This window comes from Caulobacter sp. B11, assembly GCF_002737765.1.
In the GTDB taxonomy this organism is placed as follows: domain Bacteria; phylum Pseudomonadota; class Alphaproteobacteria; order Caulobacterales; family Caulobacteraceae; genus Caulobacter.
The window spans coordinates 1-13054 of the sequence record NZ_PEGG01000051.1 but is presented as its reverse complement, the minus strand read 5'-3'; the positions used below and the strand labels follow the sequence as shown (position 1 = coordinate 13054).

At 69.3% G+C, this 13054-nt stretch carries 16 protein-coding genes and 3 pseudogenes; 9 read left to right on the top strand and 10 right to left on the bottom strand.

What is annotated here, in order from left to right; all coding sequences use genetic code 11:
* Positions 1 to 370: 370 nt before the first annotated feature.
* From CSW58_RS03520 to CSW58_RS03510, 3 genes are read left to right on the top strand one after another with little or no spacing between them, the layout of a single operon-like run.
* Positions 371 to 2056, top strand: coding sequence for a YdbH domain-containing protein (locus tag CSW58_RS03520; RefSeq protein WP_143755067.1), 1686 nt, complete (start codon positions 371 to 373; stop codon positions 2054 to 2056).
* Positions 2057 to 2087: 31 nt separating this feature from the next.
* The gene (locus CSW58_RS03515; RefSeq protein ID WP_099446327.1) at positions 2088 to 2270 is read left to right on the top strand and encodes a YnbE family lipoprotein; all 183 of its coding nucleotides are present in this window, start codon (positions 2088 to 2090) and stop codon (positions 2268 to 2270) included.
* Positions 2271 to 2284: 14 nt separating this feature from the next.
* The gene (locus CSW58_RS03510; RefSeq protein WP_099446326.1) at positions 2285 to 2650 is read left to right on the top strand and encodes a YdbL family protein; all 366 of its coding nucleotides are present in this window, start codon (positions 2285 to 2287) and stop codon (positions 2648 to 2650) included.
* 43 nt (positions 2651 to 2693) lie between these two features.
* Here CSW58_RS03510 and cysQ read toward each other — a convergent pair.
* Positions 2694 to 3469 (bottom strand): annotated as a pseudogene (gene cysQ, locus CSW58_RS03505) (3'(2'),5'-bisphosphate nucleotidase CysQ).
* Complete coding sequence (locus CSW58_RS03500) at positions 3469 to 3657, bottom strand: DUF3553 domain-containing protein (protein WP_099446325.1); 189 nt, start codon at positions 3655 to 3657, stop codon at positions 3469 to 3471. Before CSW58_RS03500 ends, cysQ begins: the two are co-directional and overlap by 1 nt.
* Before the next feature lie 62 nt (positions 3658 to 3719).
* On the opposite strand from CSW58_RS03500, the gene chpT reads away from it, so the two are divergent.
* From chpT to CSW58_RS03485, 3 genes are all read left to right on the top strand, one after another.
* On the top strand, positions 3720 to 4388 hold the full coding sequence (gene chpT / locus CSW58_RS03495; RefSeq protein WP_099446324.1) for a histidine phosphotransferase ChpT: 669 nt from the start codon (positions 3720 to 3722) through the stop codon (positions 4386 to 4388).
* 78 nt (positions 4389 to 4466) lie between these two features.
* The gene (locus CSW58_RS03490; protein WP_201721556.1) at positions 4467 to 4844 is read left to right on the top strand and encodes a response regulator; all 378 of its coding nucleotides are present in this window, start codon (positions 4467 to 4469) and stop codon (positions 4842 to 4844) included.
* Complete coding sequence (locus CSW58_RS03485; RefSeq protein WP_099446322.1) at positions 4841 to 5668, top strand: protein-glutamate O-methyltransferase CheR; 828 nt, start codon at positions 4841 to 4843, stop codon at positions 5666 to 5668. The genes CSW58_RS03490 and CSW58_RS03485 overlap by 4 nt, the downstream gene beginning before the upstream one ends.
* A gap of 66 nt (positions 5669 to 5734) precedes the next feature.
* Here CSW58_RS03485 and CSW58_RS03480 read toward each other — a convergent pair whose 3' ends face one another.
* The 4 genes and pseudogenes from CSW58_RS03480 to CSW58_RS03465 form a co-directional block, all read right to left on the bottom strand.
* A complete protein-coding gene (locus CSW58_RS03480; RefSeq protein ID WP_099446321.1) occupies positions 5735 to 5875 on the bottom strand; it encodes an entericidin A/B family lipoprotein in 141 nt (46 codons plus the stop codon).
* 66 nt (positions 5876 to 5941) lie between these two features.
* Positions 5942 to 6929, bottom strand: a pseudogene (locus CSW58_RS16025) (sensor histidine kinase); the annotation flags it as partial.
* Positions 6930 to 7658: 729 nt separating this feature from the next.
* Positions 7659 to 8264, bottom strand: a complete 606-nt coding sequence (locus CSW58_RS03470; protein ID WP_099446320.1) for a sigma-70 family RNA polymerase sigma factor — start codon at positions 8262 to 8264, stop codon at positions 7659 to 7661.
* Positions 8265 to 8266: 2 nt separating this feature from the next.
* Entirely contained in the window at positions 8267 to 8452 is a 186-nt protein-coding gene (locus CSW58_RS03465) for a NepR family anti-sigma factor (protein WP_099446319.1), read from the bottom strand.
* A 226-nt stretch (positions 8453 to 8678) separates the two neighbouring features.
* On the opposite strand from CSW58_RS03465, the gene CSW58_RS03460 reads away from it, so the two are divergent.
* Entirely contained in the window at positions 8679 to 9479 is an 801-nt protein-coding gene (locus CSW58_RS03460) for a response regulator (protein ID WP_099446318.1), read from the top strand.
* Between the two features lie 80 nt (positions 9480 to 9559).
* On the opposite strand, the gene CSW58_RS03455 is transcribed toward CSW58_RS03460, so the two are convergent.
* From CSW58_RS03455 to CSW58_RS03440, 4 genes and pseudogenes are all read right to left on the bottom strand, one after another.
* The gene (locus CSW58_RS03455) at positions 9560 to 9805 is read right to left on the bottom strand and encodes a hypothetical protein (RefSeq protein WP_099446317.1); all 246 of its coding nucleotides are present in this window, start codon (positions 9803 to 9805) and stop codon (positions 9560 to 9562) included.
* 10 nt (positions 9806 to 9815) lie between these two features.
* Positions 9816 to 10010, bottom strand: coding sequence for a hypothetical protein (locus CSW58_RS03450; protein WP_099446316.1), 195 nt, complete (start codon positions 10008 to 10010; stop codon positions 9816 to 9818).
* 249 nt (positions 10011 to 10259) lie between these two features.
* Complete coding sequence (locus CSW58_RS03445) at positions 10260 to 10730, bottom strand: OmpA family protein (RefSeq protein WP_236627627.1); 471 nt, start codon at positions 10728 to 10730, stop codon at positions 10260 to 10262.
* 98 nt (positions 10731 to 10828) lie between these two features.
* Positions 10829 to 11168 (bottom strand): annotated as a pseudogene (locus CSW58_RS03440) (YMGG-like glycine zipper-containing protein).
* A 131-nt stretch (positions 11169 to 11299) separates the two neighbouring features.
* Here CSW58_RS03440 and CSW58_RS03435 point away from each other — a divergent pair.
* Together CSW58_RS03435 and CSW58_RS03430 are read left to right on the top strand one after the other, a co-directional pair.
* Positions 11300 to 12298 carry a diacylglycerol kinase family protein gene (locus CSW58_RS03435; RefSeq protein ID WP_369825064.1) on the top strand — a complete coding sequence of 333 codons (999 nt, stop codon included), beginning with the start codon at positions 11300 to 11302 and terminating at the stop codon, positions 12296 to 12298.
* The gene (locus CSW58_RS03430; protein WP_369825065.1) at positions 12180 to 12950 is read left to right on the top strand and encodes a metallophosphoesterase; all 771 of its coding nucleotides are present in this window, start codon (positions 12180 to 12182) and stop codon (positions 12948 to 12950) included. The genes CSW58_RS03435 and CSW58_RS03430 overlap by 119 nt, the downstream gene beginning before the upstream one ends.
* Positions 12951 to 13054: the final 104 nt, after the last annotated feature.

Genomic DNA, 13054 nt, shown 5'->3' with positions numbered 1-13054 from the left:
ACGGCCGACGCCCGCTTCGCCGGGTCGCGACCGGCGGCGTCGCCCTGGAGGGCCTGACCGCCGCCGCCCAGGGCCGCTTCGCCCTCGACTCCGCCGGCGCGACTCTCGGTCTCGACGCCGGGCCCAGGCCAGGGCGGGGCGACCGGGCCGATCTCGACCCCTGACCAGCGCCCTGCCCAATCCCGACTATGTGACCGCCGCGCGGCGGGCCTTGAGCGCCTTCGCCGTCCAGGTCCCGCGGCGCGCCTGACCCTGAGCGAAGGCCGCACGGTGGTCTCCTGTCCCAGCCCGTGGTCCTGGCCAGCGCCTCGGGGGTCCTGGCCAGCGCCTCGGGGGCCCGACTGGCGGTGCGCGGCGGGGCGGGTGGCCCTTGTTGCAGACCGCTGGCGGCGTCTCGACCGGCGGCCTGGCCGCGACCCTGACCGGCGGTCGGCCTGCCGGACCTGTCCCTCGAGGCTCCGGCCTGGCGCGCTGCGGGCGGCGATGTCTCCGGTCCGGCGTCAGTCTGACGGTCGCGGGACTGGATGTACCGCCGGCGCGCGGCCTGGCCGGAACCCTGAGCGGACCGGCCAGCCTGTCGTCCGGCGCCTTCAGCTGGCGGCTGGCCGGATGCGCGCCGCTGACCGCCACGCAGATCGAGGCCGGCGAAGACCCCCTGCGCGAGATCGGCCTGACCCTGTGCCCCGCCGCCGAACCCCTGGTGGTGGTCCAGGGCGGCCGCTGGCGCGCGGCGGCCCGTTTCCAGGACGGCAAGGCCCTGATCACCGCCGCCGAGGCCCGGGCCCAGGACGTGGCCGGAACCTTCACCGGCGGCGGACAGGGTTTCGACAGCGCCCAGGTGCGCATCACCGGCGGCCGGGTGATCGACGCCGCCGAGACCCGACGCTTCAATCCGCTGCTGGCGACCGGAGGCCTGACCCTGGCCGATGGCGTCTGGCGCGGGTCGGTGAACGCCGCCACCCCGACGGGCGCGCCGCTCGGCCAGATCGCCCTGACCCACGCGGTGGCCAGCGGTCGCGGCGAGGCGAGGATCGACGCGTCCAGCCTGTCCTTCGCCGCCGACGGGCTGCAGCCCGCCGACCTGACTCCCCTGGCCGCCTTCGCCACCGAGGCCAGGGGCCCGGCCGGCTTCACCGGTCGCTTCGCCTGGGACAAGTCGGGCATGACCAGCGATGGCCGCGTGGCCACGGCCGGACTCGACTTCACCAGCCCGCTCGGCTTCGTCGCCACCCTGAAGGGCGAGGTGGCGTTCACCAGCCTGGCCCCCTTGACGACCGGGCCGGGACAGACCCTGAAGGTCGCCAGCATCCAGTCGGTCGTGCCGCTGGAGATGATCGAGGCGGCCTTCACCCTGGGCGCCGAGCAATTGCGGATCTCCGACGCCGCCTTCACCGCCGCCAAGGGCCGCGTGACCATCGAACCCATATCGGTGCCGCTCGACGGCAAGGGGGTGCTCAAGGGCGTGGTGACGGTCGCCCACCTTGACCTGGGCGAGTTGCTGGCCAGCTCGCCCCTGGCCGACCGCATGCAGGTCGAGGCCGTGGTCGACGGACGTCTGCCGTTCGAATACGGCCCGCAGGGCTTCCGCTTCCTCGACGGCCAGCTTCACGCCATTCAGCCCGGTCGGGTGTCGATCGCCCGCGAGGCGCTGAGCAGCGTCCAGGCGGCGACCGGCGTCGAAACCCCCGTCGTCCCGGTCCCGGCCCCCACGGCGGACGGCCCGGTCAACGCGATCCAGGACTTCGCCTACCAGGCTATGGAGAACCTGCGCTTCGACACCCTGGAGGCCGGGGTCGACAGCGCCGACGGCCGGCTCGGCGTGCGGTTCCACATCAAGGGCGAGCACGACCCCAAGGTGGCCGAGGTGGCCCGGGTCGGCCTGCTGGACCTGCTCACCGGCAAGGCGTTTCAGAAGCGCATCCCCCTGCCGGCCAAGACCCCGGTCGACCTGACCCTCGACACCTCGATCAACTTCGACGAGCTTCTGGCGGCGTGGAAGCGCCGCTGGCAGGACGAATCCCCGCAACCGCCCCGTTCAGACGAGGTTCAGCCTTGAACCTTCAGTCTGGCTATCAATGGAGAGACGCATGATCCGACGCGCCACAATAATGGCCCTGCTCGCCGGCGGGGTGCTGGCCGCCGCCTGCACTCCGACCGTGCGGGTCAAGGTCGACCCGATCACCATCTACGCCAAGCTGGACGCCGACGTGCGCGTGCGACTGGACAAGGAAGTCCAGACGCTGATCCAGCAAAACCCCAACCTATTCTAATGAAAGGGCCCGACATGCTCCGCAAGACAATGACGGTTCTGGCCTTTGGCGCGATGCTCGCGGCCGGCGGCGCCGGCTATGCCCAGACCTCGCCCGCCCAAACCTCGCCCGCCAAGGCCGCGGTCGACGCCGCCAAGGCCCAGGGTACGGTCGGCGAACAGGCCGACGGCTTCCTCGGCATCGTATCCGGCGGCGACGCGACCCTGCGCGCCGCGGTCAACGAGATCAATATGGGCCGCGCGGCCGTCTACAAGGACACCGCCGCCAAGACCGGCGTCACCCCCGAGGTCGCCGGCCAGGCCGTGGCCAAGCAGCTCTACGCCAAGTTGGCGCCGGGCCAGTACTGGAAGCCGCTGGGCGGCGGCTGGATACAGAAATAGGGCTTTTTACGATCCTCCCCCGCAAGGGGGAGGATCTGGGATTCTACGCCCCGCGGGCCACGAACCAGCCGTTGCGGAAACCCTGATCGGCCTTGCCATACAGAAACGGCTCGCCCTCGGGCGTGGTGAAACGCCCGCCGGCGGCGGCCAGGATCGCGTGGCCGGCGGCGGTGTCCCATTCCATGGTCGGGCCATGGCGCGGATAGATGTCGGCGGCGCCCTCGGCGATGCGGACCATCTTGATCGACGAATCCATCGGCGTTCGCAGCGAGAAGCCGTATTGCGCGGCCAGTTCATCGGCCCGCTCGGGCTTCATGGTGTGGCTGATCAAGGCCACGGCCTCGCCTTGCGGCCAGGGGCGGGCGGCGACCGGATGTTCGGCCGCGTCCAGGCCGTCGCGCTTGATCACGCCGCCGGCGGTCGTGAACCACACCTCGCCGGTCGCCGGGGCGCAGATGGCGCCGGCTACCGGGACGCCGTTCTCGATCAGGCCGATATTGACGGTGAAATTGGGGTCACCGCGCACGAAGGCCTTGGTGCCATCGACCGGGTCGACCAGGAAGAAGCGGGGGCCGATGGCGTCGGGGGTCCAAAGTCGCTGGCGTCTTCCTCGGAAATGACCGGCACATCGGGGAACCGCGCGTTCAGGGCCGCCAGGATCAAGCGCTCGCCGGCTCGGTCGGCCTCGGTCACCGGACTGTCGTCGCCCTTGCGGGTCACGTCCATGTCGGTGCGCCAATAGGGCAGGATGACCTGCGCGGCCGCCTCGACGATCACCGCCAACTCACGGCCCCAATCGGCCAGGGTCTCTACGCTCATCACCGTCCTCTGGGGTCGTCGCCGACAAAGACCAGGGCGACCCGGGTCGCGTCGATCGTCTGCTTGCCAGCGTCTTCGAAATTGACCGTCACGCGATGGCCGATCACCGATTGCACCTGGCCAAGGCCCCAATCGGGCTGGCCGGGATGGCGCACCAGGACGCCAGGCTCGAGAAACGGATCCATCACGCGCCCCTGATAGGCCGCCGCCCCCGTTTGCCAAAGCGTCAAATCACGCCAAAGATCGCCGCATGACCGAAGCCGCCCCCGCCCCGCCCGCCGCCGTCGACGTCAACGGCCCCGACTTCGCCGCCCTGCTGGCCGCGCGCCTCTGTCACGACTTCATCAGCCCGACCAGCGCCATCGTCTCGGGCCTGGACCTGCTGGAGGACCCTACCGCCCAGGACATGCGCGAAGACGCCATGGGCCTGATCACCTCCAGCGCCCGCAAGCTGGCCGACTTGCTGCAGTTCTCCCGGGTGGCTTACGGGGCGTCGGCCTCGGCCGAATCCTTCGACTCGCGCGAACTGCACAAGCTGGCCGAGCAAGGGGTCTTCGCCCACGTACGGCCCAGCCTGGTCTGGGACATCGAACCCGCCGCGCTGAACAAGGCCAGCGCCCGCACGATCCTCAACATCGCCCAGCTGGCCGCCAGCGCCCTGCCGGCCGGCGGGGTGGCGACCCTGCGAGCCGTGACCGTCGATGGCCGCATGGCGATCACCGCCGATTCGCTGGGCCCGCGGGCCCGTCTGCGTCCCGAGGTGCTGGCCGGTCTCAAGGGCGAGCCCCTGACCGAGGGCCTGGGCGGGCCCTGGGTGCAGGCCGCCTACCTCCACGCCCTGGTCCGCGCGGCCGGCGGCCAGGTGGGGGTCGAGCTGGGCGAGGACCGGGTCAGCCTCGCCGCCTGGGTCCCGGCGTGAAATCGCGCCCGGACGCCTGAATCGGCCCCGTCCGTCACGGCTCCTTAACTCCCCGGGGGCGAAACTGACGGCTAGGATTTGGAGCGTGCCGTGAAGACCTGCCTCGTCGTCGACGACAGCCGGGTGATCCGTAAAGTCGCCCGGCGCGTCCTGGAAGACATAGGCTTCGAGATCGCCGAGGCCTCCGACGGAATGGAAGCCCTCGCCTGGTGTCGCGCCGCCATGCCTGACGCCGTGCTGTTGGACTGGAACATGCCGGTGATGAACGGCATCGATTTCCTGCGCCAATTGCGCCAGGAGCCCGGCGGCGGCGAGCCCGTGGTGGTGTTCTGCACGGTCGAGAACGACATCGAGCACATCCAGCTGGCGCTCGATACCGGCGCCAACGAGTACATCATGAAGCCTTTCGACGGCGACATCATCGCGGCGAAGTTCGCCGAGGCGGGCCTGCTGTGACGCCCGAGGACATGGACCTTCTGGCCGCCCTGGCCCGCGCGCGCGCCGGTCTGAGGATCGAGAGCGACAAGACCTATCTGGTCGAAAGCCGCCTTGGGCCGCTGGCGCGCCGCGAGGGCTTCGAGTCGATCGAGATCATGCTGGCGAGCTTGCGCAAGAGCCGCGAGGATCGTCTGATCTGGGCCGTCGTCGAGGCCCTGACCCTCAACGAGACCGCCTTCTTCCGCGACCGGATGGTGTTCGATCACCTGCGCGACGAGCTGATGCCGGCCCTGTCGCACAAGCGGCGCGACCAGCCGGTGCGGATCTGGAGCGCGGCCTGCTCGACCGGCCAGGAGGTCTATTCCCTGGCCATGACGGCTGCGGAATCGCGCGACATCGCACCGGGGGCCCGGTTCGAGTTCTTCGGCTCCGACCTCTCCGAGCGCTGCCTGGAGAAGGCCCAGAGCGGCATCTACACCCAGTTCGAGGTGCAGCGCGGACTGCCGATCCGGCTGCTGATCAAGCATTTCGAGAACAAGGACGAGATGTGGGCGATCTCGCCCCGCATCCGCCAGGCGGTGCGGTGGCGGCGGATCAACCTGATGGCCGACCTCTCGGGGATGGGCCAGTTCGACATCATCCTGCTGCGCTATGTGCTGCCGGGTCTCGACCCCGGCGTTCAGGCGCGTATTCTCGAAAGCCTCGCCCTGCGCCTGAGCCCAGACGGCGTCCTGATCCTCGGGGCGGATGAGAGCCCGGGCAGTCTGACCTCGGCGGTGCGCGCGGTCGACGGCCTTCCCGGCGTCTTCACCCGCGACCCGGCCTTCCGCGTCGCCGCCTGATCCGACTCACGAAAACGCCCGCCGGTCCAGGACCGGCGGGCGTCTTCGACTTCAGCTTGGCAAAGACTATTGCTTGGCGTCAGCGGCGGTGTCCGACACAGCGGCGCCAGCGGCCGAGACATCCTTGCCGGCGCCTTCGACGGTGTTGCAGGCAGCGACGCTGAGGCTGGCGGCGAGGGCGGCCAGAATCACGAACTTACGCATGATGTTCTCCGATGATCGCCCGTGAATGGGCGTCTGAATGGTTGCGGGAGAACAACGTCTGCAGTGCAGCTAGGTTCCCGTATTAAATGCCGAGGCCACGACTGGCGGCGCTTGCGGGGTCGGGAACACCAGACGCACCAGCAGGCCGCCGCTGGGCGAGGTCTCGAACGTGACCTTGCCGCGCAATTGACGGGCGAAGGCGTTCATCAGGGTGCGTCCGACGCCGTCTCCAGGACCGCCGGCCGACCCGGGTCCATCGTCGCCAATCGCCAGTTCGGCCTCGTCGCCGCGGACGAAGAAATCCACCGTCAGCAAGCCGCCTCGGGCCGCCAGGGCGTGCTTCTGGGCATTGGTGATAGCCTCGACCGCGAACAGGGCCAAAGGCGCTAGGCGGTCGGGATCGATAACCAGCGGATCGGCATGGACCTCGGTGCGCACCGACCCGCCATGATTGAGGTCGCCGGCCAGGAGCTGGGCGGTGAGCTCTTCGAGGAACGGCCGCAGATCGACCCGCTTCAGGTCGGGACCCTGATAGAGGGCGCGATAGATCTGGGCCAGGGCTGTGATCCGCTGGCGGGTGTCGTTCATCGCCGTCCGGGCCGCGGGGTCGGTCAGGGCGCGCTGCTGCATGTTGAGCAGCGAGGTGATGATCTGAAGGTTGTTCTTCACCCGGTGGTGGATTTCGCGCATCAGCGCGTCCTTCTCGGCCCAGGCTGTCCAGCAGAGAGGTGTCGCGCGCGACGATGGCGGCGGCCATGGCGTCGAGGGTGGCGGCCAGTTCGCGGATTTCTGGCGGCGCGCGCTCGGCCTGCAGCGGCCGCACGGTGAACCGACCCCGGGCATAGATGTCGGCGATGCGGCGCAGATAGACGATCCAGCGGATCACCGCCCGCTCGGCGGCGTAGAGCACGCTGACGAGGGCGATGAGGAAGCCAAGCAGCGGCGCCAGGACGCGCGAGGTCGGATTGAGCCAGGCCCAGGACACCAGGCCCGGCGAGGGCGCCGACAGGACGACGAAGACGTCCTCGCCCACCAGGGGCGCGGCCGAAAAGGCGCGTTCACGTCGATCGACGTCAAGCCCGCTCCACAGGGACCCACCGGATTTTGGCACGCGCCGGCTCCAGCCCGCGGGCAGGGTGGAAAAGGCGCGCGGGTCCGTGGCGGCGACGATCTGACCACGGGCGTTGGCCAGGGCCACTTCGGCTCCTTCCGGCAGGAAGCGGTCGACGGTCTCGGGCTTCAAGCTCGACAGGGTCAGCACGGCGGCCATGGCTCCGTCGAAGCGCCCGTCCGGCGTTTCGGCGCGCACCGCGGTCAGGACGCTGGGTTCGCCGGCATAGACCGCGCCCGGCTGGCTGGCGACGATCAGTCGCGCGCCGGCCGCCAGGTCGGTGAACCAGAGTCGCTGATCGCGCAGCGGATCGGCCGGCGTCGTGGCGGCCGCGCAGGCCACCCCGGCCGTTGGCGTCGAAGCGGATCAGGTTGGCATAGCCCGGCAGCCGCGTCTTGACGGTGTTGAGCCGGTTCGCACAGGCCAGGCCCACCGATCCGGGCCCCAGGGTTTCCAGCAGGACGCCCGCGGCCTCGATCCGGGCCCGGGCGACCGCGGCGCTGCGACCGGCGGCCAGTTCAAGGCTCTGGCGACGCGAATCGGCCTCCGCCCTGAAGGCGAAGACCGATTGCAGGATGCCTAAAATCAGGACCGGAAGCAGCGCGACGGCCAAGGCCCCCGCTAGGCGAACGCGGATCGACACAGAAGCCTTGGCGTCGCGGCCAAAAAGCGGCCTCACCGCAAGGTGCTCAACCGCTCCGCATCGGCCAGGATGGCATACATGGCGTCTCCCGCGGCGCCGCCGTCGCGGTCATAGGCCCCGGCCTCGAGAATGGCCTGCAGGGCCCGGCGGGCGCGACTGACCCGGCTCTTGACCGTGCCCACCGCGCAACCGCAGATCTCGGCCGCTTCCTCATAGGCGAAGCCGCCAGCTCCAACCAGGATAAGAGCTTCGCGCTGTTCCGGCGGCAGCATGGCCAGGCTGAGACGCAGCTCGTCGAGCGCCACCGGCGCCTCGGGATCATCGACCGCCACCAGGGTGCGTTCGGCCGCTTCCTGGTCGAGCTGGATCTGGCGCCAGGATCGGCGCTTCTCGGAATAGAACTGGTTGCGCAGGATCATGAAGGTCCAGGCCTTCATGTTGGTGCCCATCTGGAAACTGGCGCGAGCGTCCCACGCCTTCATCATGGCGTCCTGGGCCAGGTCATCGGCGGCGGTCGGGTCCCCCGTCAGGGTTCGCGCGAAGGCCCGCAGGTGGGGAATGAGGGTGACGAGCTCCTTCTTGAAGGTGCCGTCACGGACCGGATCGAAAGGCGATCGGCCAACTTGCGCTTCGCTCATGTTCAGCGGTCCCCCGCCGGCTTGTCGGCCTTGCGCAGGATGTCGAGGAACTCGTCCGGGACCGGCTCGTTGACGACTTCGTCAAACATCTGACGCAGCTTCACGCCGATAGCCTGTTGCCGAAGGCGCGCTTCGTCGAGCGCGGCCGGGCCTTTTCGATGGTCTTCCATGGGTACGTGTTCGATCATGTCCTCGACGCCGATAAATCGCAGCGCCCGCCCCCTCTGGCCGAATGTGGATCCGTTATATGGCAACGCGGAAATCCGTGCTCGGTTCCAAAGCTTGAGCCTATAGTGGCAAAATTCTTTCCTGTTCGGAACCGCAACCGTCAGGACGCGTTATGAACGAGTGATCGACAGCTCAGCTTCGTTGGCGGTTCATGCATTTTTCGAAGACACTCAAACGGGAGGGGTCATGAGTCTTCTAGCCCGGCTGGCGCCGCATCTGCCTTATGTTCGTCGTTATGCGCGCGCGCTCACCGGCGACCAGACGACCGGCGACCACTATGTGCGCGTCGCGCTTGAGGCCCTGGCGGCCGGCGAGCGCTCACTCGACGCCAACCTCTCGCCCCGTGTGGCGCTTTATCGCGTGTTCCACGCTATCTGGCTGTCCTCCGGCGCGCAGCTCGAGGCCCGTCCCGACGACTCCAACGCGTCGAATGACGACGCCTCCCAGCGTCTGATGCGGATCGCCCCGCGGTCTCGCCAGGCGTTTCTGCTGACGGCGCTCGAAGGCTTCACCCCCACCGAGGCCGCCCAGATCCTGGATTGCGACTTCACCGAGGTCGAACGCCTGATCTCCGAAGCCCAGGTCGAGATTGACGCCGAGCTGGCGACCGATGTCCTGATCATCGAGGACGAGCCGGTGATCGCGGCCGACATCGAGGCGCTGGTCCGCGAACTGGGTCACGACGTGATCGATATCGCCGCCACCCGCACCGAGGCCCTCGAGGCGGTCGCGCGGCGCACCCCGGGTCTGGTCCTGGCCGATATCCAGCTGGCCGACGGCTCGTCGGGCATCGACGCGGTCAAGGACATCCTGGCGCGTCTCGACGTGCCGGTGATCTTCATCACCGCCTTCCCCGAGCGCCTGCTGACTGGCGAGCGCCCGGAACCGACCTTCCTGATCACCAAGCCCTTCCAGCCCGAAACGGTGAAGGCGGCGATCGGCCAGGCGCTGTTCTTCCATCCGCGCCGGAACAAGAAGGCCGCCTGACACGGCGACCACCCAAGCAAGAAGGCCCCGGACATGTCCGGGGCCTTTTTTATTGCGCCGCGCCGCGGTCCCGTCGCCGATTACGGCGCGGCGGTCTGGCGAGCCGGAACCTGGGGCGTGTCATAACGCGCCGCCTCCTGGGCGTTCGAGACGCCGGTATTGTGCTCGACGCTGGCGATGTCATTGGCGCGCATGCCCCAGACCCCAAACAGGGCCGCCGCCGCCAGGACGGTGGAAATCACCAGGATCCAGAGAATGTGGCGTCCGCTGAGTCCCTGCCGGGCCCGGGTGACGTTGAGCGTCTGGGTTGGGTGTTCGTCGGTCATGGAGACCTCCTTAGCGCTGTGAACCCAAGCCCAGGACCGCCGCTTCGGCGTGGGCGTTGGAAAATCGCTGAATGACGCCGGTCGAGCCCGCGACCGCCACGATGACCGCCAGGGCCAGGACTCGGGTCCGCACGCTCTTCTGACGCTTGGTCAGGGTTTCGTGAAAGACCATCCCGCCATGAGCGGCTTGATAGACACGGATCATGGCCGAACTCCCCAGCGCCGGGTCCAGGTGACCCGCTCGGAAAGTCAAACGTTTCTAACGGATTAGCGTTCCAGAACCGGGGCGTTTTGCCAGGGCGCGAAAATCACTTCCCTAAGGGGAACCAGAACGGCGCGCTGGCGTTTCCATTCATGAAGGCGGCGACGCCCCCCCGACGAAAGACTGGCGCAAGCCGGTCTGCCGCCTTCACACCCTTCCCCTTAGATCCTGCCGCGCTTGCAGGCCGTGAACTCAGCGACGCGGCCAGGGGCCCATTTCAATCCGGATATCCGCGCGCCGCCTCAAGGGTTGGACCGCGCCCATGGCGGTCGTGGCGCCGGCCTCGCCGGCCGCGGTGACATCCAGCACAACCTGTTTGAAGCCTGCCTTGCCCAGAGCCTTGCGGACCGCGTCGCCGCGTCGCCGCGACAGATCCAGATTGGCGCCCGGCGCACCCACCGCATCGGCCAGTCCGACCACCTGGACCGCCTTGACCTGGCAACCCTTGGCCATCGCCTGGGCCGAGGCGAGCACCGAGCGTCCTTCGCGGGGGATTTCGGCGGAGTCGCGATCGAAATAGATCTGAACCTGGAAATCCTGGCAGGGGGTGGCCGGAGTCTCGATCTGGGCCCGCGATCGTGGCCAAGGCGTGCTCGCGCAGCCACCCAGAATGGCGCCCAGCCCGACGATCACGCCGGCGGTCCTGATGACACTGATTTTCACGCTGCAGCTCCCTCAACACTCCGCGAGATCGCGGCCAAGTAAAAGGCGGCCGACGCTCAGGTCGGCCGCCTTTCCGGTGGTCTGCGTCAGCGCTCGCCTCAGCGAGGGCTGCCGTCTTCCCAGAAATAACGGCTGGTCCGCGTATCGTAGTAATAGTAGCGGCCGGCTCGCTCGTCGTAATATTGGCGGCGGTTGACGGTGGTGGCGCCGCAGCCGCCGTCTTCACGGCAGCCCTTGACGGCCCCGGCGGTGCCCCCGAGGGCGGCGCCGATGGCGGCCCCGGTCCCGGCGTCGCCGCTGCCGACATTGTTGCCAATGACCGCGCCGGCCAGGGCGCCCAAGGCGGCGCCGCCCGCGCGTTTCGCTCGACGTTACCGTGCTGGTGCAGGCGCCCGCCAACAGGCCGGCGCCGAGCAAGGCGATGATGGTCTTGTTCATATGTGGCTCTCCTTCGAGCTTGTCCCCTCATCCAAACGACCGCCAACGCTTTGGGTTCCGGGAACCGCGCGTAAGCTGCGCCGTTAGCCCACGGTCAGGCCGCGATAGCGACGGCCAGGAGAGCAAGCCGCATGCGCGTGGAAGTCGTCGTCAATACCGCTTCCGGCTCGGGTCGGTCGCGATGCCCGCAGCAGGCCGAGGCGATTCTCGCGGCCCATGGGGTCGAGGGGCTTGTCCACGCCCCCGGCGAGGGCGAGTTGATGACCTGCCTGCGCGACGCCATCGACCGAAAGCCCGACGCCCTGCTGGTGGTGGCCGGCGACGGCACCGCCCGCGCGGCGGCCGAGATGGCCGGGCCGGATGGCCCGATGGTCGCGCCTCTGCCGGGCGGCACCATGAACATGCTGCCGCGCGCCCTCTATGGCGACCTGGCCTGGCCCGAAGCCATGGCGGCCTGCCTCAAGCACGGCGAGGCTCGGATGATCTCGGGCGGGGAACTCGATGGCCACCTGTTCTTCGTCGCCGCCATCGTCGGCAGCCCCGCCCTCTGGGCCGACGCCCGCGAGGCGGTGCGCAAGGGCAAGCTCCGCCTGGCCGTCGCCCGGGCCCAGCGGGCCATGCGACGGGCCTTTTCCCGACGCCTGCGCTACGTTCTGGACGGCCGCCCCAAGGGCAAGAGCGAGGCCCTGACCCTGATGTGCCCCCTGGTCTCCACCGTTCTGGACGCCGACGAGCGCGCTCTGGAGGTCGCCGCTCTCGACCCGACCAGCGCCCTGGACATTTTCCGGCTCGGAGTCAGCGCGGTCCAGGGCTCCTGGCGCGACGATCCCTCCGTCAGCGTCGGCCGCTGCCGGGTGGGCCGGATCTGGGCCGGCGGCCCATCCCCGCCCTCCTCGACGGCGAACCCGTCCGCCTGGGGTCGGAAGCGCAGATCCGCTTTCGTCCCAAGGCCTTCCGGGCGCTGGTTCCCGCCGCATGATTCCCACGCTGAAAATCGTCCAGGTCTCCGACATCCATTTCGGCGGCGAGCATCGCGAGGCCGTCGAGGCCGCGGTCGAGGTGATCGGCCAGGCCCGGCCCGACCTGGTGATCGGCAGCGGCGACATGACCCGCGACGGAGTCCGGTCTGAGTTCGACGCCGCCCAGGCCTGGTTCGCGCGCCTGCCGCAACCGCAACTGTCGACGCCCGGCAATCACGACACGCCGTTTCGCGGTCCGGGGGAGATCGCCACCCGTCTGATCACGCCCTGGCGGCGGTTCGAGCGGGCGCTCGGCCCGGCCGACGGGGCCCTGTGGAGCAACCCGCGCGCCCAGGTCGTCGCTCTCAATACCGCCCGCAGCGTGCAGATCCGCTGGAACTGGTCCAAGGGCGCGGTCGCCGCGGGCCAGATCCGCCGCGCGGCGTCGACCCTGGCCCAGGCCGCGCCGGACAAGCTGAAAGTGGTGGTCTGCCACCACCCCCTGATCGAGATGATCGGCGGGCCGATGACCGCCAAGGTAAGAGGCGGCACGCGCGCCGCCCAGGCCTTCGCCGAGGCCGGCGCCGACCTGGTCCTGACCGGCCACATCCACGCGCCCTTCGTCCATCCCTATCCGTTCGGCGACGGCTGCACCCAGGCGGTGGGGGCGGGAACCCTGTCGATCCGTGAGCGCGGCGTGCCGCCCAGCTTCAACATCATCGAGGCTGACGACTGCGACATCCGCATCACCGCCATGGCCTTTGAGCGGACGGGCTTCGTCGTCTGGCGGACCTGGAACCTAACGCGCCGCCGCTGCGCCTAACCTGGGCGACAACGGCGGCGGTCTTAGTCGCTATTCCGGCGCGGGATACAGCCAGCCTTGGCCGTCGCCGCCGGCCGAGGCCAGTTGGGCGTCGGCCAGGGTCC